This is a genomic window from Micromonospora sp. KC207 (assembly GCF_004348615.1).
Taxonomy (GTDB): domain Bacteria; phylum Actinomycetota; class Actinomycetes; order Mycobacteriales; family Micromonosporaceae; genus Micromonospora.
Genome location: NZ_SMKJ01000006.1, coordinates 1 through 22,140 on the forward strand (window position 1 = coordinate 1; position 22,140 = coordinate 22,140).

The window sequence follows — 22,140 nt, forward strand, 5'->3', positions numbered from 1 at the left end:
GCCCGGCACCCGCGGGCCGCCGGAAACGGCGTGTGTTGTCCGATTTCCTCACCCCACCCTACGCCGGTCTGCCGGTACCGCCACCCGACGCTGCCGGAGCGGCCGGAGCGGTCTCAGCGGGCGACGACGCCCCTGAATTGTTACGATCCGAGACGAACCTGCCCGACCAGCAGCCCTGCGGAAAGGCGTGATCGTGGTGCCCCAAGGGAGGAAGTCCGAGGCGACTCCGCTCACCATGTCCGTCGATCTGTCCGACCCGGACGCGCCGCTCATCCGGGTCGGCGGCGACCTCGCCTTCACCACCGCCGCGCCGCTGCGGCGCGAGGTGGACCGGCAGCTCGCCGGGCGCCCTTCGGTGCTCGTGCTCGACTTCGCCGGCCTGCGGTTCATCGACAGCACCGGGCTCTCGGTGATCGTGCACGCGTGGCGGGAAGGGCAGCAGTGCGACACCGCCATCCGGCTGCGCTCGACCCCCCGGTTCCTGGACACCATCCTCGACATGACCGGCGTCACCGGGTTGCTCGCCCGTTCGTTGCCCGACGGTGAGCGGTCCTACGGCGCGTCCGGTTCGCGCAGACCGGCCGCGTCCGCCTGAGGGCCCCGGCGTTCGCCGATCACTTCGTCGCGGCAACCGGCGATGCGGCCCCGGGTCGCCGCCCTCACCGGGCTCGTCCACAGCCTCGACCTCTGCGTCGGCGACGCCCTGCGGCGTCCCCCGGTGCCCCGTTGTCGGGCGTTTGGAACAGGTGGCGCATGAACGCCCGGCCCGATGATCGGCCGGGTGAGCGTCCCTCACCCGCCCCGGGTGACGCTCCGGCGGCTACCGACCGCCAGCGGGTCCCGGGCCCGTTTCGCCTCCGCCCCGGCCGGGAACGCGATCGCCGAGACAGCGGACCGGACAAGGAACGAGGTGTGCCATGCGCAAGCAGATGGAAGGGGACAACCAGCGCCGCCGGGCGCTCGCCCGCCAGGCCCGGGAGCGCGGCCGGCGGGCCAGCGAAACCGGTGCCAGCCTGAGCGCGTCCAAGCAGCTCACTCACCTGGACCAGGGCAAGCGTGCCGGGCCGCCGCCGGCCGGCCGGCACAAGCCCGACAGCACCCGGGGCGGACCGGCCCCGCCGCCGGCCGCGCGGCCGCCGGCCGCCACGCCCCGATCGCGGCCCGAGCGCGGCCCCGGCGGCGCGCCGGGGGCGACCGGGCTCGGCTACCGGGAGCTGGTCGACGACGTGGGCCGGCGGGCCGGCGTCGACTTCCGCACCGCGAAGGTGGCGGCCGAGGCGACGGTGCTGGCCCTGGCCTGGGCGCTGGACCAGGCCTCCCGGGAGCGGCTGCTCGAGTCGGTGCCCGTGAAGCTGCACGACGTGGTGCCGATCGACGGCATCGAACGCCACCACGACCTGCCCGGCTTCGTCGGCGAGGTGGCCCGGATCAGCGGGCGTACCCCGGAACAGGCCCGGCGGCAGGCCGAGGCGACGCTCGCCGCGCTGGCCGACCGCGACGGCGACCTGGTCGCCTCGCTGCGCGTACCGGACGGGTTGCGCGACCTGCTCGGCCCCGCAGCCGGCGGCTGAGCGCGCGGGCCGGCGGGGCCTCTCGCGCCCGCCGGTCCGGCCGGCGGCTACCGTGCCGGGATGCACTCCGCCGCCGAGGGGCTGGAACTCGTGGTCGACCCGAGCCGCCGCACCGGGCGCACGCTGCTCGCCGGGGGTGTCGCCCAGTCCTACGTCGACCTCACCGACCCCCGTTACCTGCACTTCGAGTACGTCCGCCGGATGGCCGCCGTGGTCGACCTCGCCGCGCCGCCCGGCACGCCGGTCGACGCGCTGCACCTCGGCGGGGGCGCGCTGACCCTGCCCCGCTACGTCGGGACGACCCGGCCCGGCTCGGCCCAGCTCGTGGTGGAGCGTGACGCGGGCGTGGTCGAACTGGTGCGTCGGGAACTGCCCCCGCCACCGCCGGGGGTACGCGTCGAGGTCGCCGACGCCCGCGACGCGCTGACCGCGGCCCCGGCGCACGGGTACGACCTGGTGCTCACCGACGTCTACCAGGCCGCCCGGATGCCGGGGCACGTGGCGAGCGTCGAGTTCGCCGCCGAGGCGGCCCGGGTGCTGCGCCCGGACGGGATCCTCCTGGTCAACGTCACCGACCTGCCGCCGCTGGTGTTCACCCGCGCCCGGGCGGCCACCCTGCGGGCCGTTTTCGCCGACGTCTGCCTGCTCGCCGACCGCCGGATGCTGCGGGGGCGGCGCTACGGCAACCTGGTGCTCGCCGCCGCGCGCCGGCCCGGCCGGCTACCGATGGGCCGGCTGGAGACGCGGGCGACCCGCGACTCGGTGCCGGGCAGGGCGCTGCACGGCCCTGCCCTCGACGAGTTCGTCGGCGGGGCGGCCCCGGACACCGACGCGGCCCTCGGCCTCACCTGACCGCGCCGCCCGACGCCGCCGGAATCCGGGCCCGACGCGGCCGAGCCGGCGGTCAGCGGGAACGGACCGGGATCTCCGGCGACGAACTCTCCAGCGGCACCGCGTTGGCCGGCACCAGGCCGAGCTGCACCGCCGGGCGGGGCAGCGCGGCGTCGAGCAGCCAGTCCGCCCCGACCCGGGCCCGGTTGCCCGGCATCGCCAGCAGGTGGTAGCCCCGGGTGACGGCCTTGGCCGGCAGGCCGGCCAGCGACACCTTCAGCGGGTTCGCCGCGGCGTCCCTGCCGCCGAGGTCGACCACCCAGCCCAGGTCGTGATGCTTGTACGGGCGGCGGCTGCCCTGCCCGTAGGAGGCGGCGATGTTGTGGGCCACCAGCTTGCCCTGCCGCTGGGCGTGCTGGGCCGTCATCGTGCAGATCTGCCCGGGGCGGGTCAGGTCGGGCACCGCCGCCGCGTCGCCGCAGGCGTACACCTCGGGGAAGCCGGGCACGGTGAGGTACTCGTCCACCACGAGACGGCCCTTCTCGGTACGCAGGCCCAGTTCGGCGACGAACGGGTCGGGACGCACCCCGACGCACCAGATCAGGCTGCACGTCGGCACGTACTCGCCGTCGGTGAGCATCACCCCGTCGGGGGTCGCCTCCGACACCGAGGTGCCCATCCGCACGTCGACGTCGCGCCGCCGCAGCACCCGGTCGGCGGTGCGCGACATCCGCTCGTCCAGCTCGGGCAGGACCCGGGGGGCCACGTCGAGCAGCATCCAGCGCGGCCGGACGGCCAGGTACGGGCGCTGGGCGACCAGCCGGTCGGTGAACAACTGCCCGTGGGCGGCCACCTCCGTACCGGTGTAGCCGGCGCCGACGACCACGAACGTGGTGCGGGCCCGCTGCTCGGCCGGATCGTCGGTCAGCTCTGCCAGCTCGATCTGGCGAACCACGTGGTCGTGCAGGTAGAGCGCCTCGGGCAGCCCTCGGAAGCCGTGGGCGTACTCGGTCACCCCGGGGATGGGCAGCAACTTGTTGACGCTGCCGACAGCCAGCACCAGCCGGTCGTACGCCAGTCGGCCGCCGCCCCCCTCCGGCATCGTGTAGCCGACCCACCGGTTCTGCAGGTCGACCCGGTCGGCCTCGCCGACGACCACCCGGACACCGTCGAGGGTGCCGCTGAGCGGCACGGAGAGCCGCCCGGGCTCGACCACGCCGGCGGCCACCTCCGGCAGCAGCGGCAGGTAGAGGAAGTAGTCGGTCGAGTTCAGCAGCACGATCTCGGCCCGGCTGCGGGCGGTGCGGCTCAACGTCTTCGCCGCGTGGTAACCGGCGAATCCGGCCCCCACGATCACCACACGAGGTTTCGTCATGACGAGTGCCGTTCCCGTCACAGACGCGGGCAAACGTGCCGGGACACCGCTTGGCCGCAGACGACCGGCTCGGGCGGAACAAGCCGAGGCCGGCCCAGGCGCCATCCGGGGCGGAGCGCCCGGCCGGGCTAGGGCACCATCCAGGACAGCAGCGGCGTGGCCTGCAACCCGACCAGCAGGCACATCAGGGCGAGCAGCAGCACGCTCCAGCCGAACATCCGCCGGAACAGGTCGCCCTCCCGGCCGGTGAGCCCGACGGCCGCGGCGGCGATCGTGAGGTTCTGCAGGCTGATCATCTTGCCGAACGTGCCGCCGGAGGCATTGGCCGCGGCGAGCAGGACCGGGTCGAGGCCCGCCCGCTGCGCCGCCGCCACCTGCAGCGCGCCGAACAGTGAGTTGGACGACGTGTCCGAGCCGGTCAGGGCGACCCCGAGCCAGCCGAGGACGGGCGCCAGGACGGCGAAGAGGGTGCCCGCGCCGGCCATCCAGACGCCGAGGGTGGCGATCTGCCCGGCGGCGTTCATGGTGAACGACAACGCCAGCAGCCCGACCACCGTCAGCACGGCCCACCGCAGCTCGAACAGGGTACGCCCGTACAGTCTCGCGGCCTCGCGCGGTGACACCCGCAGCAGCGCCATCGTGATCAGGCCGGCCGCCACCAGCAACGAGCCGGGCGCGGCGAACCAGGCGAACCGGAAGGTCGACAGGGGTGACGGGGCGCCGGAGGCGGTGCGCACGTGCAGGCCCGGCCAGGAGACCGCGAGCGTGCCGGCGTCGAGCAGGTGCTTGACGGCCGGGATCTGGGAGACGGCGAAGACCGCCACGATCGTCAGGTACGGCGCGTAGGCCCGCCACTGCGGGCCCTGCGGGGTTGGCGCGTCTCGCTCCGACGAGCGCTGCGGCGGCGGCGCGTCGTGTTCCGGCACGCTGGCGGCGGCCAGCGCGGGGACCGGCTGCCGCGCCGCGGCCCGGCGGGTGACGAGCAGCAGGACCCCCGCCCCCGCGAAGGCGGCCACGAGGTCGGCGAGCGCGGCCGTCAGCCAGTTCGCGGTGGCGAACTGGGCCAGCGCGAAGGCGCTGCCGCAGGCCAACGCCGGACGCCACAGCTCGCGGACGCCCCGGCGACCATCGACGACGAGGAGCAGGACCAGCGGTACGACGACCGCGATCACCGGGACCTGCCGGCCGGCCATCATGCCCAGCTCCGTGGCGGGCAGCCCGGTCACCCCGGCCAGCGTGGTGATCGGCAGGCCGAGTGGCCCGAAGGCCGCCGGCACCGTGTTGGCCACCAGCGCCACGGTGGCCGCCCGGACCGGGGTGAACCCGAGGGCCAGCAGCATGACCGTGGTGACGGCCACCGGCGTGCCCTGGCCGGCCAGGGCCTCCAGCAGCGAGCCGAAGCAGAACGCGATCACCATGGCCTGGATCCGGCGGTCGTCGCTGATCCGGGCGAAGCCGCGCCGCAACGTGTCGAAGTGTCCCGTGTGCACGGTCATCCGGTAGATCCAGATCGCCGTGCCGAACGTCCAGACGAGGGGGAAGATCGCGAACGTGGCGCCCTGGCCGGCGGCCAGCAGCGTCTGCGACAGCGGCATCCGCCACAGCCCCCAGGCCAGGGCGACCGCCACGGCCAGCGCGCCGAACGCCGCCACCCAGGCCCGCGTACGCACGACCCCGAGCAGGAGGAACAGGGTGATCAGGGGCAGCGCGGCGCAGGCGGCGCTCAGCGCGAGCGATCCGGCCACCGGTTGCAGGGGCTGCTGGTACATCGAGACCACCTCGGGTGCGACGCCCCCGGTCCCGGTGGCGGGGAGTTGGGCTCATCTCACCCAAGGCCCCCGCGCGACGCTTCTTTTAGGTTGCCCTGCCGCCGGCCCGGCTGCGCAATCTCGGAGAGGACGGGCCCGCCACGGGTCGCCTACCGTCACGCCATGAGCCGAGCGGGCAACGCCGTGGTACTGGGGGGGGTCAGCCGCCCCCTGCTGGAGCGCACGGTCCGGGCCCGGGTGGAGAAGCTGGCGAACGTCCGCTTCCACCCGTCGGCAGAGGCGAGCGCCCTACTGAGCACCGACGATCGTCGCCGGGTCACCGGGGTCCTGGTGACGCCGCGTGACGGTGTGGCGTACCGGCTTCACGCCGACCTGGTGGTCGACGCCTGCGGCCGGGCGTCGCGCAGCCCCGCGTGGCTGGCCGCGCTGGGCTATCCGACGCCGGCCGAACAGCGCGTCGCGGTCGACGTCACCTACGTCACCCGCACCTACGAGCGCGACCCCCGCCACCTCGACGGCCTGCTCGGCGCGCTGACCAACGCCGTTCCGGCACGCCCACGCACCGGGATCGTCGCCGCCCAGGAGGACGACCGGTTCGCGGTGGGCCGGCGGAGAGCACCGGGAAGTCCTCGGTGAGGTACTGGCCGGGTGGCAGGGCCGGCTCCGCCGAGCGGCGCCGGCCCTGGAAGCCCGGTGACACGATTCCCACCTGTCAGTCGCGCCACCTGTGCGAGTGCGACGATACCGTTCGCCCGGACCGGGGTGACGGGTGTTCGCGGGTCAGCGCCGGCCGGCCACGACCTCCTTGTCGCCAGGGGAGGCGTTGCGGGTGGCCCGCAGGCTGGTCAGCGTGACGACGACCAGCACGCCGACGATCACGCCCAGCGAGGCCAGGGTCGGGATCTCCGGTACGCCGGACCAGATGCCGTGCGCCCAGTGCAGGCCGAGCTTGACCCCGATGAAGGCGAGGATGATCGCCAGACCGTAGCTGAGGTGCACGAGCCGGCTGAGCGCGGCGTGCAGCACGAAGTAGAGCGCCCGCAGCCCGAGCAGGGCGAAGGCGTTGGTGGCGAAGACCAGGTACGGGTCCTCGGTGATGCCGTAGACGGCCGGCACCGAGTCGACGGCGAAGACCACGTCGGTGGCGAGCACCGCGACCACCACGAGGGCCAGCGGGGTGAGCGCCCGCCGGCCGTGGTACCGGACGATCATCTTCGTGCCCTGGTACTCGTCGACGACCGGCATGAACCTGCGCAGCAGCTTCACCGACCGCATCTTGTTGATGTCCACCTCCTGCTCGTGGCCGGAGAGGGCGTCCCGGAGCAGCTTGACGGCGGTGGCGATCAGGATGACGGCGAAGAGCAGGAAGGCGAAGTCCAGGGTCTGCAACGCCGCCGCGCCGAGGGCGATGAAGACGGCACGCAGCACCAGCGCCCCGGCGATGCCGTAGAGCAGCACCCGCTGGGCGAGCGCGGCCGGCACCGCGAACGCCCCCAGCAGCAGCATGAAGACGAAGAGGTTGTCGACCGAGAGCGACTTCTCCACCAGGTAGCCGGTGAGGTACTCGACGCCCTGCTGGGAGCCGTAGCGGGACCAGATCCAGGCGCCGAAGGCGAGCGGGAGTGCGACGTAGAACGCCGACCAGCCGAGCGCCTCCTTGAGGGACACCTCGTGGGGTCGCCGGGTGACGAGGAAGTCCAGCACGAGCAGTACGAGCACCCCTGCGATGGTCACCATCCAGAGGGTGGGCGTGCCGATCGAGGACAGCCCACCGGCGGCAAGATAGGACGAATCGGTCATGCGGTCTCCTCGAACACCGTGTCATGTTCGAGGTCTCCTTCACCCACGATTCGTGGGCAACCACCCGAGGCGCGCTCCGGGCACGCCGTACTGACCGGAATGGTTCGTGGGAAGTACTCCCCTCGTGCGACCAGGTTAGGTCAGCTGCGTCGACTCGCCAAACCGACAACCGGGCCGTCACCAGGGGTGATCCCTTCGTGGCTGTGACGCTCGGTTGCCGGCGTCTTACGGGACGCCCGCGCGGCGTCTATGGTGGCCCGGTGAGCGAGCGCGTGAGCCGGCCCGGCGCGGACCCGTCGGCCGACGGCGCAACGGGCGAGCGCGGACCGGTCCCGGGCGGCGCGCCAGCCCCGGCCGGCGCCGGCCAGACCGGTCCCCTCGCCGGGTTGCGCGTGGTCGAGCTGGCCGGCATCGGGCCCGGCCCGTTCGCCGCGATGATGCTGGCTGACCTGGGCGCCGACGTGATCCGGGTCGACCGGGCCACCGACGTCGACCCGGGCGCGTTCGGCGCCCCGCACACGGACCTGCTCAACCGGGGCCGCCGCTCGGTCGCCGTGGACCTGAAGTCGGCCGGGGGTCGGGAGGCGGTGCTGGCCCTGCTCGGCGGCGCGGGCGCGCTGATCGAGGGCTTCCGCCCCGGGGTGACCGAGCGGCTGGGCCTCGGCCCCGCCGACTGCCTGGCGGTCAACCCCCGCCTGGTGTACGGGCGGATGACCGGCTGGGGGCAGGACGGCCCGCTGGCCCAGTGTGCCGGGCACGACATCGACTACCTGGCGTTGACCGGGGCGCTGCACGGCATCGGCCGGGCGGGGGAACGCCCGGTGCCGCCGATGAACCTGCTCGGCGACTTCGGCGGCGGCGGAATGATGCTGGCCCTGGGCGTCGTCGCCGCCCTGTACGCCGTCCGCGCCGGCGCCCCCGGCCAGATCGTCGACGCGGCGATCGTGGACGGCGTGTCGGTGCTGTCCACGATGATCCACTCGCTGCGCGGGGTCGGCATGTGGCAGGACCCGCGTGGGGTGAACCTGCTCGACGGCGGCGCGCCGTTCTACGACACGTACGAGTGCGCCGACGGCCGGCACCTCGCGGTCGGCGCCCTGGAGTCCCGCTTCTACGACGAGCTGGTCCGGCGCACCGGGTTCCCGCTGCCCGGCGACGACGCGCCGGAACGCACCGACCCGGCGAACTGGCCGGCCCTGCGGGCCGCGTGGGCCCGGCTGTTCCGCACCCGCACCCGCGACGAGTGGACGGCCCTGCTCGGCGCCTCCGACGCGTGCGTCGCACCGGTGCTGGACTGGCGGGAAGCCCCGGAACATCCGCACCTGGCGGCCCGGCAGGTGTTCGTCGCGCACGCCGGGGCGACCCAGCCGGCCCCGGCGCCCCGGTTCTCCGGCACGCCGACCGCGCTGCGCCGGCCGCCCCCGCACCCCGGCGAGCACACCGACGAGGTACTGAGCGAGGCCGGCTTCGCCGCCGACCGGATCGCCGCCCTGCGCGCTGCCGGCGCGGTCGCCTGACGGCCACCCCACCGCTCTCCCGGCTGCCGGGCCCTCCTCTCGGTCGCGCCCGACGGCACACCGGTCAGCGCCGGCGGGGGGCCGCCGCGCCCGGAGCAAGGGCCGGTTCCACCATGTCCCGGTAGTCCCGTGGCAGTTGCACCACGATGTCGTCGAACTCCCCGCCGGTCACCGCCTCGCGCAGCGTGGTGAACACGGCCCGGACCGCCTCCCGGGCGGCCCGCTCGTCGACGCCGGCCCGCTGGCCGACTCGGCCGACGAACTCGGCCGCGCCGAACCGGTCGGCGGCCTCGGTGTCCGGGCTGGGCCGCAGGACCAGTTGCAGCGGCCTGGGCAACTGCGCCGCGAGGTCGAGCACCTCGCCGCCGGTCAACCGCTCCGCCAGGGTCTCCAGCGTGGCCCGGGTCAGCTCGACGGCCCGGTCGCCGGGAACCCTCGCCCGCAGGGCCACCTGGTCGACGAAGGTGTCGTAGTTCATGGGTGCTCCTTCCGCTGCCTCGGGCCGGTCGCGTACCCGCCCGGCGGGAGCGGAAACGGCGGCCGGGTAGGCCCGATTGCACGCCCCGCGCGGGCGTGGGCAGCCACACGACGGGTAACCGCGGCCGTCGTGAACCCCGATCGCAGCGGCGAGGAGCGCACCCATGGCGAGCTACGACGACGTCCTGCAGTACCTGTCCAGCCTCGACTACCCGGCGGGCAAGGCCGACGTGGTCCGCGAGGCGGAACGCGAGGGCGCCCCGCCGGACGTGCTGCGCGCGCTGCGTGCCCTGCCCCCGGTCGACTACGCCAACGGCACCGAGGTGGCCCGTTCCGCCGGAATCGAGGCGGCCCCCGAGGTCGACGCGGCGCAGCGTGCGGCGCAGGCCCGGGAACCGCACACCCGGGTCTCGCAGCACCTGCGGCGCATCTGAACGCCGCATTGGCCCGGCGGCGAGTGGGGATACGGCCGGTGCGGCGCGTGGGCGGCCATCTCCCGGCGGTGATCCAACTCCTCGTGATGGGGCTGGTCGGCCTGCTGGCCGGCGGCCTGTTCACGCTCGTCAGCTCACCGAGACTCGGCCCGCTGGTGGGTTGGAACGCGGCGGCGCTGAGCTGGCTGGTGCTGGTGTGGCGCACGCTGTGGCCACTGGACGGCGAGCGCACCGCCCGGCTCGCCCTACTGGAGGACCCGAACCGGGCCACCCGCGACGCGCTGCTGCTGGTCGCCTGCCTGGCGAGCCTGCTGGCGGTGGCGGTCATGCTGATCTTCGCGCAAAGCGTCCCGCCGGGGCCGCGCCGCGACGCCTACGGCGGGCTGGGCATGGCCAGCGTCCTGCTGTCCTGGCTGGTGGTGCAAACCGTCTACACCACCCGGTACGCGCGGATCTACTACACGGGGCCCGACGGCGGCGTGATGTTCAACCAGTCGGAGCGTCCCCGCTTCTCGGACTTCGCCTACCTGGCCTTCACGGTCGGAATGACGTTCCAGATCTCCGACACGAACCTGACCAGCAACGAGATGCGCACCACGGTGCTGCGGCACTCGCTGCTGTCGTACCTGTTCGGGACGGTGATCATCGCTACGACGGTGAACCTGGTGGCGGGGCTGGCCAAGTGAGCGGGCCGAGCCGACAGACGGGCGCCCCGGGCCACGAACCGCGACCTGGGGCGCCACGCAGAACCTGTGCCCCGGCGGTGAACGCGGCCCGAACCGGACCGCACCGCCGGGCGGCCACTCCCACCCGAAGAGGGCGAGAGTCAACTGCCGAGATCATCATACCTTGCCATCGTCCGAACGGTCAGATTTCCGAGAAAGTGTGGGCCAACCCACCTCAAGTGAGCTCGGAGTACCGCTTCTCCAGCTCCACCCGGGCCAGCGCGCCGACCAGCCAGGCGAGCCGCTCCGACTCGCCGCCGCCGGCCAGCGCGGCCAGGTCGGCCGCCGACCGGCCCAGCCCGAGCCGCCGGGCCGCCGCCAGGGCCCGCCGGTCCGCCACCGGGGCCACCTCCCGCCACAGCGCCTGCGCCTCACGCAGGAAGAGGTCCACCGCCTCCGCGTCGACACCCGGCAGCTCGACCAGCAGCGTCCGCTCCCCGGCCGGGTCGTGGTGAGCCACCGCCCGCAACCGGCGCAGGTCACCCCGATACCGCTGCACGACGGTACGGGCGAGGTCGCCGAGGTCGTCGGCGAGCGCGTCGACGTCGCCGCGCTGCCCGGCCCGCCGCAGCACGCGCACCCGATCGGCGTGCAGCGACCGGGCCAGCCGGGCCGCGCTGTCCCAGCCGGCGTCGCGTAACGCCGCCGCCCCGGCCACGGCGCAGCGGAAATCTCCCCGACGGGCCAGCAGGACCGACAGGGTGAGAAGCTGGAACAGGCTGGACGGGTTGTTGGTGACCCGGAAGCCGTACTGCTCGGCGAAACCGCGCCCGTCGCCGGCCAGGCGGCGTACCAGGCGCTTCTTGTCCTCGCTGCTGGAGACTGCGGTGGTGGTCGGCATGTCCGCGACTACCCGCGTCGCCGCCCGCCACGCCCGCGACGGCCATCCGGCGTCGGCGGCCCGGCGAGCGACCCGACCAGGCCATCCGGCCACGGCGACCCGACGAGCAGACCGGAAACGGCGGCCCGGAAGCCGCCGGCTCAGCGCAGGATCTCGCCGTGCCGGGTACGGGCCAGCAGCCGGGTGGTCGGCAACGCGGGCGCCGGCAGCGGCGGCGCCGCGTCGTCCGCCACCACTCCGAAGCGGCGGCCGGCCGTCCAGTCCTCGCGGGCCACGGCGATCTCCTCGTGCGACCGGCCGACGAAGTTCCACCACGTCACCAGCGGCTCCTCGAACGGCTCCCCGCCGAGCAGCAGCAGGCGGCTGCCCGGGACCCCGGCCAGGGCCACGCTCTCCCGCCCCAGGCCGAGGTAGAGCAGCGCGCCCGGCTTCAGCGGCACGTCACCCACCTCGGCGCAACCGGACATCGCCAGCAGCGCGTACTCGAAGTCGCGGCGCAGCGGCAGCCGGACCGGCGCCGCACCCCGGACGGTGAGCTGCGCGCCGAGCAGCGGGGTGTGCACCACGGCCGGGGAACGCTCCCCGGCGAACTCGCCCACCAGCAGCGTGACGTCGGCGTCCCCGTCACGCCACACCGGCAGGTCCTCGTGGTGGGCGAAGTCAGCCCCACCGGCCCGCGCCGGGTCCGGCAGGGCCACCCACAGCTGCGCGCCGTGCATCACCGGTGGATGCGCCGCCGGGGACCGCTCCGAGTGCGTGATGCCGTGGCCGGAGGTCATCACGTTGAGCTGCCCCGGGCGGATCGGCTGCACGTTGCCGAGGCTGTCCCGGTGCACGATCTCCCCGTCGAGCAGCCACGTGACCGTCTGCAGGCCGGTGTGCGGGTGCGGCGGCACCTCCATACCGGGCCGCTCGGCGACGTCGTCCGGGCCGAAGTGGTCGACGAAGCACCAGGCCCCGACCATCCGCCGCTGGCGCTGCGGCAGCAGCCGGCGCACCGTCGTGTAGCGGCCGAGCGGCACGTCGTGGCCAGGCAGCAGCACGCTGCCCGGATCGGCGGGCGTCACGCCCGGCGGGCGGGTCTGCGCCGGCAGGGATTCCGTACGATCCACCGCTCGACTGTACGCTCAGGCCCCGTTGACGGTAACCGTGTTGGCCCCGGCGACCATGTCCACATACACCCGATCGGTGCTGCGGTCCCAGCCCGGCGAGCTGATCAGCGCGCCGGTCGCCACCCCCGGGCGGTGCCGGTCGTAGATGGTGACCGCGCCGGCGCCGGCACCCGCCCGGACCCGGGTCGGCAGCGCCCCGGGCACCCGGATCACCAACTGGTCCACCCCGCCGGTCACCCGCACCCTCAGCGTGCCGACGATTCGGGGCAGGCGCAGGTCGACGCGGGCGGCCCCGGCGGCCAGCTCCAGCGCGGCGAGCCGTCCCCGGGTGAGGTCGAGCACCTGCTCGGCCACCCCGCCAGCCAGCCGCAGCCGCCAGGTCACCCGGGAACTCAGCACGACCTCCGCGACGTTCGGCCCGCGCCGGCCGCTGGTCGCCATCCGCAGCCGCAGGTGGTCCCCGAAGAACTCCGTCCGGGGAATCACCCCGCCGTCGGCGGGGCTGGTGATCCGGTACAGGTCCTCGCCGAGGTCGTCGATCCGCAGGTCGAACGTGGTCAGCCCGTCGACCAGCTCGAAACTGGCCCGGTCACGCCCCGCCAGGGGCTCGGTGAGCACCGGCCCGTCAGCCGAGGCTTTCCCGACTCCGGGCTCCGCCGCCAGCGGAACGGTCGATTCGGCGTCCGGCCGGCCGTCGGAGAACGCCAGCCCCAGCCGACCCGGGTTGGCCAGGGTCACCGCCACCGCACCGGCGCCCAACGCCAGGACCACGACAGCGGCGGCGACCATGAGCCGCGCGCCACGCGGCCAGGCCACAGCGGACGACTCCGCGACGGTCTCCCCGGTCACCTTGACGACCGGCGCGGGCACCGCAGGACCGGCCCCCGGAGGGCGATGCGCGTCATGCTCCGACACCGGCATGTGCTCCCCTTTCACGGTCCCCGCCAGGCAGTACGTACCCGACCCCGGATCGGATCAGTCCGCCGCCTGCCTGCAAGGAAGGGCACCTTGTTAACGCTTTCGGTAGAGCAAGGGCCCCTTGTTAACGCGACTCCATGCCGGCGACATAAGGCATCCGGGCGAGCGGGGCCTCATATCGCCGACATGAAATCGATCAAGCATACCTTTGGCAACCAGGCCGCGAACCACCACGCCAGGCGCATCCGCCACGCCGCCGACAATCACTCCGCAATTCACCAGGCCAACGGCAACCGGGTGCGAACCAGCAGGTTGCCCGACCCGTCGCCTCACCCGCACGGCCCAGCGGCGGCGACCGCACGGCACCCGACCCGTCAGTGCTCAGCCCCGCCGCGCCAGGAGCCGCTGCGGTAGACCGTCCCTCGGTACTCCCCCGGCGCACCACGCTCCGGCCCACCTGGCAGCCCCCCGTCAGCGTCGACATACGGGGCAGCGGCGAACGGAGGGCCGGCAGACGGGCCATCGCCCGTCCTGCCACCCACGGAAGGAGCAGCGGGAAAGGGAGCAGCGGCATCCCGCCGAGCGGCACGGGCCCGCCGTACCCGGGTGACGACGAACCACCCGACCGCCAGCGCGGACACCGCGATGACCACGTTCTGGAACGTGCCGACGTACCCCTCGACCACGTGCCAGTTGTCGCCGAGAAGATAGCCCGCCATGACGAAGACCGTGTTCCAGATGAGGCTGCCCAGCGTCGTGTACAGCAGGAACGTCAGCACCGGCATCCGCTCCACGCCGGCCGGGATCGAGATGAGGCTGCGGAACACCGGGATCATCCGGCCGAAGAACACCGCCTTGACGCCGTGCCGGAGGAACCACGCCTCCGTGCGGTCGACGTCTTCGAGCTTGACCAGCGGCAGCTTGGCGGCGATGGCCCGCATCCGGTCCCGGCCCAGCATGGCGCCGATCACGTACAGCGCCAGCGCGCCGACCACCGAGCCGAGGGTTGTCCAGCCGATCGCCCCGACCAGGCTCATCCGTCCCTGACTGGCGGCGAATCCCGCCAGCGGCAGGATCACCTCGCTGGGGATCGGCGGGAACAGGTTCTCCAGCGCGACGGCCAGCCCGGCACCCGGACCACCCAGCCGTTCGACCAGGCCCGTGACGAATCCGACCGGGCCGCCGGGTTCGGGACCGGCGGCGATCGTACGGGGGAAGGGCAGGAGCGGCTGCGTGCTGATCATCCGACAACGTTAGTGACCCTTGTCGCCGGCTGCCACGCCCCGGCCGGCGAGGCGAGAGCGGAACAGGATCGACCGTGCACCGTGGACCGACCCGGCTTCGGTGCGCGCCGTCAGCCCGCCGCGTCGCCGCGCGCTCCCGCGTACCCGGTGAGCAGGTCCTGGAGCCGGGTGCCGGTCTCCGCGTCGAGCCGATCGCGCTCGACCGCCTCGGCGACGTCCTCGCGCAGCTCCCGCAGTCGCTTGCTGCGGTCCTTGAGCTTGCCGCGGTTCAGCTTGGCAGCCTCCTCGCGCAGTTCGTCGGCGGTTTCGCGGTCGATCTCCCCACGGGCCTGCGCCTCGTCGATCAGGGCGGTGAACTCGACGGCGAGCTGGCGCAGGGTGACCGGCCGCGGTCGCGCGGTGGTCGGTGGGGCGGTGCTCGCCGGGCCCACGGCCCGCGCGGTCGTCGGTGCGGCGGCGGGAGCGGCGGTCTCGGGTGCCCCGGCCGGCGAGGTCGGGGACCCGCTACTGAGGGCGAGCAGCGTGACCAGGCCGACGAGCAACACCACTCCGGCGGCGACGAGGACGTTGAGCAGCCGGTTGCCCGGCGTCCGGGATCGGGACGCCCACGCGGCGGGCGGCGAACTGGCGAACCGCGGCACGGACGGCGCACCGGTCGAGCGCCGCGCGGCCGACAGTGCGGCCGACCCAGCCGCAGCGCGCACGCCGCCCGGGTCCGAGACGTACGGCGGGCCCGCCGAGTCCGGCGCGGTCGGGGGGCGACCGGTGGGCGCCGGGGCGGACGGCCGCCCGGGCCGGGCGGGAGCCGCCCACGGCCGGGCGCGGTCGACCAGGGTCGGCGGGTGTGTCGGGGTCGGCGTGGTGGCCGGCTGCGTCTCGGCCGGCGACTCGGCGGCCGGCGTCGACCCGAGGCGGCGAGCCAGTTGGGCGGCGGTGGGACGCCGGGTCGGATCGGTGGTCAGGCAGGCGAGGGTGAGCGCGGCGATGTCCGGGGGCAGCCCGGGCACGCGCAGTGGCGGGGCCTGCCGGTGCCCCGCGTGCACCTCGAAGGCATCCTCCCAGCTCTGCACGGGCAGTGGGGCGCGGCCGGCGAGGACGCGGTAGAGCAGAACCCCGAGGGCGTACACGTCGCTGGCCGGGTTCGGCGGCCCGGGGGTGAGTCGCTCGGGTGCGAAGTACGCGGGGGTGCCCATCATCAGCTCGCCGGTCTGACCGGCGCGCGGGTGGTGCGGCCCGGCGAGCGCGGCGATGCCGAAGTCGAGCACCTTCGCGCCCGTCTCGGTGAGCATGATGTTGGCGGGTTTGATATCGCGGTGCACCACGCCGATGCGGTGTGCGGCGGCCAGGGCACCGGCGATCTGGCCGGCCAGCCGAACGGCCTCGGGCCAGGGCAGCGGACCGGTGGTGAGCCGGTCGGCGAGGTTGCGCCCCTCGACCAGCTCCATCACCAGGTACGGCACCACCGCCCCGCCTTCGAGGGTCGCCTCGCCGTAGTCGTACACCTGGGTGACGTGCGGGTGGGTGAGCCGGGCGGCGGCCCGGGCCTCGCGCTGGATGGTGACGCGCAGGTGCGGGTCGGCGGCGAGCTGAGCCGCGAGTGCCTTGACCGCGACGGGGCGGTGCAGGACCTCGTCGTCGGCGTGCCACACCTCGGACATTCCGCCGAGGCCGATGCGCTCGCGCAGGACGTACCGGTCGTGCAGCCGCAGGGTGGGCGTGAACGGCGACATGGTGGTCCAGTCTGCCTGGCGGCCGGTGCCGGGCACCAGTCGCATGCCCCGCCCAGCGACACCAGCGGGGCAGCGAAGACAGCCGGGCAGCGAAGACAGCAGCGCAGGCGTTGTCGGCAGCGCCGCGCCGCGCCGGGGCAAGTCAGGGCTTGCGGGCCACGGCCCCGTACATGCTGACGTCGGCCACCGAGGGTCGGGGCTGCGGCTCCCGCTCGGCGCGCCACTCGGCGACCGAGACGACGCCCGGGTCGACCAGTTCCAGGCCCGCGAAAAGGTCGGCGAACTCCTTCCGGCTGCGCAGGCTGATCGCCTCGCGCGAACCGCCGTTCCTCGTCACCGCCCGGGCCTCCTGCGCCACCTGCGGGGCAAGGTAGTCGTAGGTGGCGTGCGAGGCGGCCAGGTAGCTGCCGGCGGGCAACGCGTCCAACAGCCGACGGACCAGCGTGTACGGCTCGTCGGGGTCGGGCAGGAAGTGCAGGATCGCGACCAGCATCAGCGCCACCGGCTGCCCCAGGTCGATGGTGCGGCCAAGGTCGGGGTGCCGCAGGATCTTCTCCGGGTCGCGCAGGTCGGCGTCGATGTAGGCGGTGGCGCCTTCGGGCGAGCTGGTCAGCAGCGCCCGGGCGTGCGCGAGCACGATGGGGTCGTTGTCCACGTAGACCACTCGGGCCTGCGGCACGACGGCCTGGGCGACCTCGTGGGTGTTGTCGGCGGTGGGGATGCCGGTGCCGATGTCGAGGAACTGTCGCATGCCGGCCTCACGGGCCAGGTAGTCGACCGCCCGCTGGAGGAAACGACGGTTCTCCAGGGCTGCGATGCGGACGGTCGGGAAGGCCGCGGCCATCGCGTCCCCGGATTCCCGGTCGGCCTGGAAGTTGTCCTTGCCGCCGAGCCAGTAGTTGTAGCGGCGGGCGGGATGCGCCACCGAGGTGTCGATCCGGTCGCTCGGTTGGGCGGGACCAGTCGAGACGCCGGGGGCATCGGTGGTCAAGGGGTGCCTCCATAGCTCTGCGCTGACCGGAAGCGCGGACGTCCGTCCACTCTCGCCGGTGTCGACCATGGTAGAAGCAGCGCGAGACGCCGCAGCGTCTGGGAGCCCGTCACTGTGGGTAGAGGTCGTCGCGCAGCCGGGTGAGCAGTTCCGGCGTCCGCTCCGGGGGCTCGGCCTCGACGCAGAGCCGCTCCATGGCCGCCGCGTAGTAGTCGAGGTCCTCGCGCTTGTCGAGGTAGATGGCGCTGGTCAGCTGCTCGATATAGACGATGTCGGGCAGGTCCTGGTCGCCGAACCGCAGGATGGTGAAGGCGCCGCCGGCTGCTGCATGGCCGCCCGCGTCGAACGGGATGATCTGCAACCGCACGTGCGGAGACCGGGTCGCCTCGATCAGGGCGGTGAGCTGGTCACGCATGACCTGGGCCCCGCCGATCGGCCGGCGCAGCGCCGCCTCGTCCACGACCACCCACAAATGCGGCGGCTGCGTGCGACGCAGCAGTTCCTGGCGCTGCATGCGCAGGCCCACCCGGCGGTCGATCTCGTCCGCGCCGGCGCAACGGTGGCCAAGCAGGACGACGGACCGGGCGTACTCCGGGGTCTGGAGCAGGCCCGGCACGAACTGCACCTCGTAGCTGCGGATCAGCGCGGCGGCCGCCTCCAGGCCCAGGTAGGACTGGAACCACGACGGCAGCACGTCGCCGTAGCGGTGCCACCAGCCGGGGCTGTTCGCATTCCGGGCCAGCTTGAGCAGGGCCTCCCGCTCCGTAAAATCGGTGACCCCGTAGAGGCTGAGCAAATCGGCGACGTCGCGCTCCTTGAAGCCGACCCTGCCCAGCTCCATCCGGCTGATCTTCGATTCGGAGGCCCGAATCTCCCAGCCGGCGCCCTCCCGGGTCACCCCGCTGGCCTCCCGCAGGCGGCGCAGCTGCGCGCCGAGCAGCATCCGCAGCACGGTCGGGCCGGTGGCCGGGCCACCCTCCGTAGGAACCATCGTCACGCGCCGACCTCCGCTTGCCGCCTCCGTCGCACCGGGTCCCACCCCGGCCGACGTGTAAGCATGCCATGGACCGACAGTGAGGTGAATCGGCCAATCGGCGCGTCAGTCCTGTTGACGGGACGCACTCGCGAGGTGACCCAAAGTCAACCGATCAAGTGGTCAAAGTCTCCGTCCCGAACGCCGAGGACGAAGGCGGCGATCTCGTCGATGGTGTAGATGAGCGCCGGCCCCTCGGGGTGGCGGGAGTTACGAACGGCGATCCCCGCGCCACCGGGAAGCTCGGCCAGCTCGACGCAGTTGCCGCTGGGATTGCTCCGGCGACTCTTCAGCCAGTTCAACGGGGGGAGCTGCGTGGCGTGAACGCCGTTCTGAGGCTGCTGCATGGGGCGTCTTTCTCTTCAAGAGCCTGCCGATGCCGCGGGAGGAGCGGTGTGCTGGCGAGAGGCGGGGCATACGACGGGATTTGCTGCACGTGCATCTGCTATTGCATCTGCACCGGACAGCGAGCATGATATCGCACGTACGGTGTACCCAGACATTCACTTTGGGTTACTCAACCCAGAGCCGTACCAGGGAAAACAGGAGTCCCCACGAACAGCGGCCGGGCACGGCCGGGGTGTGGGCAGACGCGGTGAGGAGGATTCGTGCCGGATCCGTTGACCATCGCGTCCGGCATTTCGGCCGCGGGAGCCCTGATCTCCGCCTGGCAACTGCGCCGCCGGGCTCTGCTGGCCGAGGCGGAGATCAAACACCTCCAGGCGGAGCTGGCCGCCGAGCGGCACGCCGCCAGCCACGACCCGCTCACCGGCCTGCCCAACCGGCGGGCCTTCTTCCGGCTAGCCGCGACCCTGCTCACCGACACCGTCGGTCAGCCGCTGATCGCCATCGTGCTGGACCTGGACGACTTCAAGCAGGTCAACGACCGCTACGGGCACGCCGCCGGGGACCAGGTGCTGATCAGCGTGGCCGAACGACTGGCCGCCTTCGCCGGGGACAACCTGGTGGCCCGGCTCGGCGGCGACGAGTTCGCGGGCCTGCTGACCACCCCGACGGTCGACCGGCGGTGGCTCGAGCACGCCTCCCGGCGGCTCTGCGAGTCACTTGCCGCGCCGATACCCCTCCGCGGCTTCAGCCTCCGGGTCACCGCCTCCGTCGGGCTCGCCCCGGTCACCTGTTCGACCCAGCTCACCGAGGCGCTCGACCGCGCCGACGCGGCGATGTACCGGGCGAAGAGCGTCGGCGCGTCCCGCTCCACTCGCCAGCTCGTCGACAGCGCGTACCTCGCCGAGCGCTGACGCCCCGGCCCCGGGTGCCGGGCAAGCGCCGCCGGCGCTCAGCGCCAGCCGTAGCCGGCGCGCAGGGCTTGGCCCACCCGGTCGAAGCGGGCCCGGTCCAGCACCGCGCCCTCGCGCCGGATGCTGTCCTCACGCATGGTGAGGACCCGGTCGAGCCGCACCCAGCTGGGCCGGTTGTCCCGGTCCCACGCGCCCGGCCCCAGCGAGAGCCAGTGCCGCTGACCGTCCCGCTCGCCCTGGCTGGACAGCATCAGGCCGAACAGGGTCCGGCTGGACCGCCCGACCACCAGCACCGGGCGGTCCTTGCCCTGCCGGGGGTCGTCCTCGTAGGGGACCCAGGTCCAGACGACCTCACCCGGGTCGGCCTGTCCGTCGGGCTCCGGGGCGTAGCTGAGGTCGCGGCGCTGCAACGCCGCGACCTGCCGGCGCCGCGCCACCTGGGCCGGGATCGGCCCGGGGGTACGCGTCGGCGCGGCGTTGCCGCGGGTCACCCGTCCCAGCCGGGACGCCACACTCCTCAACAGACCTGCCACGGCGGGCAGCCTAACCCGGCCCCCGGCCCGCCGCCGAGCCGCTCCCCGCCACGCTCCGGCGGTGGCACGATGTGGGCGACCCAGGTGAGGCGCGAGCGGAGGAACGGTGGTGCTGGAGATCCCCGACGACCTGCCGGCCGTGCGGCGGCACGCGGTACGGCTGGTGGTGCTCGACGCCGACCGGCGGCTCCTGCTGTTCCACACCCGCGACCCGGACCACCCCCGGCTCGGCACCTGGTGGGAGCTGCCCGGCGGCGGCGTCGACCCCGGCGAGACGTACCTCGACGCGGCCGTGCGGGAGCTGCGCGAGGAGACCGGCATCCGGGTGGACCCGCGACGGGTGGGGCCGCCGCGCTGGCGGCGGCGGGCCAGCTTCATCCACCGGCAGCTCCGCCACGTGCAGGACGAGGTGATCGTCACCGTCGGGCTGGACGTCCCGGGCCCGGAGGTGGACGAGACGGATCGGCTGGACTACGAGCGGGAGGACTACTTCGGGTTCCGGTGGTGGCCCGTCGCCGACGTCGTCGACAGCCGGGAACGGTTCTATCCCGGCCGGCTGCCCGGACTGCTCACCGCGTTCCTCGCCGGCGAGGAGATCGACGAGCCGTTCGAGCTGTGGTCGTAGGAATGGTCCCGGGCAGGCACAGTGGGCGGATGACGAACCCTAAGGGCCCGCTGGCCCGCTACGCCGCCCGGCTGCACGCCCCGATCGGCGACCGGCACCACGTCGCGTCCCCGCTGGGCGCGTGGCTGCTGCTCGCGCTCTGCGCGTCGGCCGGCACCGACGAGCACGACGGCACCCCGGGCAGCGCCGGCCTCGCCGAGGCCCTGGGCACCGACCCGGCACGGGCCGCCCGGATCGCCGCCGCGCTGCTCGACGCGCCGCACCCCCTGGTGCCGTCGGCGGCGGCCGTCTGGCACCGGCCGGGGATATCCACCGCCGGGCTGGACGCCTGGCGGGCCGCCCTCCCCCGTGCCACTCGGACCGGCCCGCTGCCGGACCAGGCCGGCCTGGACGCGTGGGCCCGGGAGCACAGCGCCGGGCTGATCGAGCGGTTCCCGCTGACGCTCACCCCCCGGGTCGTGCTCGCACTGGCCTCGGCCGTGGCCACCCGGATCTCCTGGGCCACCCCGTTCGACCTCGCCCCGGCCGATGCGCTCGGGCCGGACAGCCCGTGGGCCGGGCGGCTGACCCGGGTGCTGCGCTCCCCGGGGTACGGGCACCACGCGTGGATCGCCGCGACGGCGGAGGCCGGGGACGTCGCCGTGCACGTGGCGGCGGCGCAGCCGGCCGGGGAGACGACCGGCGAGGACGGGGCGGAGACGGGCGGGGCCGCCGGCGCGGGGCTGTCGGTCGTCTCGGTGGCCGCCGCGCCCGGGGTGGCCCCGGCCGACGTGCTCGCCGCCGCGTACCGGATCGCCGCGGACGCCGACGCCGACGAGCCCGCCGGCCGGCGGTCGCTGTTCGACCTGCCGCTGGGCGACACGCCGCTGTGGACGCTGCGCGAGGAGGCCGTGCGTACGTTCGCCCCCGGCCGCCGGGAGCAGCGGCACACGGCAACGCTGCCCTGCTGGTCGGCGCGGGACGAGCACGACCTGACCGGGCTCGGCTTCGCCGCCGCCGGCCGGGTGCTGGCCCCGCTGTTCGGCACGGGCGACGTGCGGGCCCGGCAGGCGGTCGTGGCCCGCTACAGCCGGTACGGGTTCGAGGCGGCGGCCGTGACCGGGATGTTCGCGAGGGTCAGCCTGCCGCCGGAGGGGGTGGCCCGCGTCGCGGAGCTGCGCTTCGGCCACCCGTACGCGGTGGTGGCCGTCGCCACCGACCGGCGCGGCGGCGGTACCGGCCCGTGGCACGGGGTGCCGGTCTTCTCCGGCTGGATCGCCGAGCCCGACGACGTCGCCGCCACCGACCTGGCCGACCCGCCGGCGGCCTGAGCACGCGGGGCCGGTGGCGGTCGACCGCCACCGGCCCCGGCCACG

Annotated in this window: 22 protein-coding genes and 2 pseudogenes; 10 read left to right on the forward strand and 14 right to left on the reverse strand. The window is 74.2% G+C overall.

From position 1 onward, the window contains the following. The first annotated feature begins 235 nt into the window (after positions 1-235). From E1258_RS01470 to E1258_RS01480, 3 genes and pseudogenes are all read left to right on the forward strand, one after another. Positions 236-595 (forward strand): STAS domain-containing protein, encoded by a 360-nt coding sequence (locus E1258_RS01470; RefSeq protein WP_243715109.1) that lies wholly within the window; start codon positions 236-238, stop codon positions 593-595. Positions 596-917: 322 nt separating this feature from the next. Next, positions 918-1,568 (forward strand): annotated as a pseudogene (locus tag E1258_RS01475) (DUF2267 domain-containing protein); the annotation flags it as partial. A gap of 63 nt (positions 1,569-1,631) precedes the next feature. After that, entirely contained in the window at positions 1,632-2,423 is a 792-nt protein-coding gene (locus E1258_RS01480) for a spermidine synthase (protein WP_132396094.1), read from the forward strand. 52 nt (positions 2,424-2,475) lie between these two features. Here E1258_RS01480 and E1258_RS01485 read toward each other — a convergent pair whose 3' ends face one another. Both E1258_RS01485 and E1258_RS01490 read right to left on the reverse strand, forming a co-directional pair. After that, positions 2,476-3,777, reverse strand: a complete 1,302-nt coding sequence (locus E1258_RS01485) for an NAD(P)/FAD-dependent oxidoreductase (protein ID WP_132396096.1) — start codon at positions 3,775-3,777, stop codon at positions 2,476-2,478. 128 nt (positions 3,778-3,905) lie between these two features. Beyond that, positions 3,906-5,546, reverse strand: a complete 1,641-nt coding sequence (locus tag E1258_RS01490; protein ID WP_132396098.1) for an L-lactate permease — start codon at positions 5,544-5,546, stop codon at positions 3,906-3,908. Positions 5,547-5,708: 162 nt separating this feature from the next. Here E1258_RS01490 and E1258_RS01495 point away from each other — a divergent pair, with 162 nt between their 5' ends. Further along, complete coding sequence (locus tag E1258_RS01495) at positions 5,709-6,182, forward strand: FAD-binding protein (protein WP_207919364.1); 474 nt, start codon at positions 5,709-5,711, stop codon at positions 6,180-6,182. Here the strand turns inward: E1258_RS01495 and E1258_RS01500 are convergent. Next, positions 6,148-6,246, reverse strand: a pseudogene (locus tag E1258_RS01500) (sulfite oxidase-like oxidoreductase); the annotation flags it as partial. The gene E1258_RS01495 and the pseudogene E1258_RS01500 sit on opposite strands and share 35 nt — an antisense overlap. 80 nt (positions 6,247-6,326) lie before the next feature. After that, positions 6,327-7,346, reverse strand: coding sequence for a TerC/Alx family metal homeostasis membrane protein (locus E1258_RS01505; RefSeq protein WP_132396100.1), 1,020 nt, complete (start codon positions 7,344-7,346; stop codon positions 6,327-6,329). A 386-nt stretch (positions 7,347-7,732) separates the two neighbouring features. Here E1258_RS01505 and E1258_RS01510 point away from each other — a divergent pair, with 386 nt between their 5' ends. Then, complete coding sequence (locus E1258_RS01510; protein WP_132396134.1) at positions 7,733-8,863, forward strand: CaiB/BaiF CoA-transferase family protein; 1,131 nt, start codon at positions 7,733-7,735, stop codon at positions 8,861-8,863. Between the two features lie 64 nt (positions 8,864-8,927). On the opposite strand, the gene E1258_RS01515 is transcribed toward E1258_RS01510, so the two are convergent. Beyond that, positions 8,928-9,341, reverse strand: coding sequence for a DUF2267 domain-containing protein (locus tag E1258_RS01515; RefSeq protein WP_132396102.1), 414 nt, complete (start codon positions 9,339-9,341; stop codon positions 8,928-8,930). 163 nt (positions 9,342-9,504) lie between these two features. Here E1258_RS01515 and E1258_RS01520 point away from each other — a divergent pair, with 163 nt between their 5' ends. Both E1258_RS01520 and E1258_RS01525 read left to right on the forward strand, forming a co-directional pair. After that, a complete protein-coding gene (locus E1258_RS01520; protein ID WP_036375618.1) occupies positions 9,505-9,774 on the forward strand; it encodes a DUF2795 domain-containing protein in 270 nt (89 codons plus the stop codon). 47 nt (positions 9,775-9,821) lie between these two features. Further along, positions 9,822-10,460 (forward strand): DUF1345 domain-containing protein, encoded by a 639-nt coding sequence (locus E1258_RS01525; RefSeq protein WP_207919363.1) that lies wholly within the window; start codon positions 9,822-9,824, stop codon positions 10,458-10,460. 214 nt (positions 10,461-10,674) lie between these two features. Here E1258_RS01525 and E1258_RS01530 read toward each other — a convergent pair whose 3' ends face one another. From E1258_RS01530 to E1258_RS01565, 8 genes are all read right to left on the reverse strand, one after another. Continuing rightward, positions 10,675-11,340 carry a hypothetical protein gene (locus E1258_RS01530; protein ID WP_132396104.1) on the reverse strand — a complete coding sequence of 222 codons (666 nt, stop codon included), beginning with the start codon at positions 11,338-11,340 and terminating at the stop codon, positions 10,675-10,677. A gap of 140 nt (positions 11,341-11,480) precedes the next feature. Further along, positions 11,481-12,452, reverse strand: a complete 972-nt coding sequence (locus E1258_RS01535; RefSeq protein WP_132396106.1) for a pirin family protein — start codon at positions 12,450-12,452, stop codon at positions 11,481-11,483. A 15-nt stretch (positions 12,453-12,467) separates the two neighbouring features. Continuing rightward, the gene (locus E1258_RS01540; protein ID WP_243715111.1) at positions 12,468-13,322 is read right to left on the reverse strand and encodes a hypothetical protein; all 855 of its coding nucleotides are present in this window, start codon (positions 13,320-13,322) and stop codon (positions 12,468-12,470) included. Positions 13,323-13,744: 422 nt separating this feature from the next. Continuing rightward, the gene (locus E1258_RS01545) at positions 13,745-14,614 is read right to left on the reverse strand and encodes a DedA family protein (protein WP_132396110.1); all 870 of its coding nucleotides are present in this window, start codon (positions 14,612-14,614) and stop codon (positions 13,745-13,747) included. A gap of 110 nt (positions 14,615-14,724) precedes the next feature. Then, a complete protein-coding gene (locus E1258_RS01550; protein ID WP_243715112.1) occupies positions 14,725-16,389 on the reverse strand; it encodes a serine/threonine-protein kinase in 1,665 nt (554 codons plus the stop codon). A gap of 97 nt (positions 16,390-16,486) precedes the next feature. Then, on the reverse strand, positions 16,487-17,335 hold the full coding sequence (locus E1258_RS01555; protein WP_132396112.1) for an SAM-dependent methyltransferase: 849 nt from the start codon (positions 17,333-17,335) through the stop codon (positions 16,487-16,489). 109 nt (positions 17,336-17,444) lie between these two features. After that, complete coding sequence (locus tag E1258_RS01560; protein ID WP_371688548.1) at positions 17,445-18,278, reverse strand: helix-turn-helix domain-containing protein; 834 nt, start codon at positions 18,276-18,278, stop codon at positions 17,445-17,447. Positions 18,279-18,475: 197 nt separating this feature from the next. Continuing rightward, entirely contained in the window at positions 18,476-18,715 is a 240-nt protein-coding gene (locus E1258_RS01565) for a DUF397 domain-containing protein (RefSeq protein ID WP_132396117.1), read from the reverse strand. A gap of 261 nt (positions 18,716-18,976) precedes the next feature. On the opposite strand from E1258_RS01565, the gene E1258_RS01570 reads away from it, so the two are divergent. Next, the gene (locus tag E1258_RS01570) at positions 18,977-19,627 is read left to right on the forward strand and encodes a GGDEF domain-containing protein (RefSeq protein WP_132396119.1); all 651 of its coding nucleotides are present in this window, start codon (positions 18,977-18,979) and stop codon (positions 19,625-19,627) included. Positions 19,628-19,665: 38 nt separating this feature from the next. Here the strand turns inward: E1258_RS01570 and E1258_RS01575 are convergent, their stop codons facing one another. Further along, positions 19,666-20,160, reverse strand: coding sequence for a type II toxin-antitoxin system PemK/MazF family toxin (locus tag E1258_RS01575; RefSeq protein ID WP_132396121.1), 495 nt, complete (start codon positions 20,158-20,160; stop codon positions 19,666-19,668). A gap of 106 nt (positions 20,161-20,266) precedes the next feature. Here E1258_RS01575 and E1258_RS01580 point away from each other — a divergent pair, with 106 nt between their 5' ends. Both E1258_RS01580 and E1258_RS01585 read left to right on the forward strand, forming a co-directional pair. Further along, positions 20,267-20,785, forward strand: coding sequence for an NUDIX hydrolase (locus tag E1258_RS01580; protein ID WP_243715113.1), 519 nt, complete (start codon positions 20,267-20,269; stop codon positions 20,783-20,785). A gap of 29 nt (positions 20,786-20,814) precedes the next feature. Then, a complete protein-coding gene (locus E1258_RS01585) occupies positions 20,815-22,095 on the forward strand; it encodes a hypothetical protein (RefSeq protein ID WP_132396123.1) in 1,281 nt (426 codons plus the stop codon). The last annotated feature ends 45 nt before the right edge of the window (positions 22,096-22,140 follow it).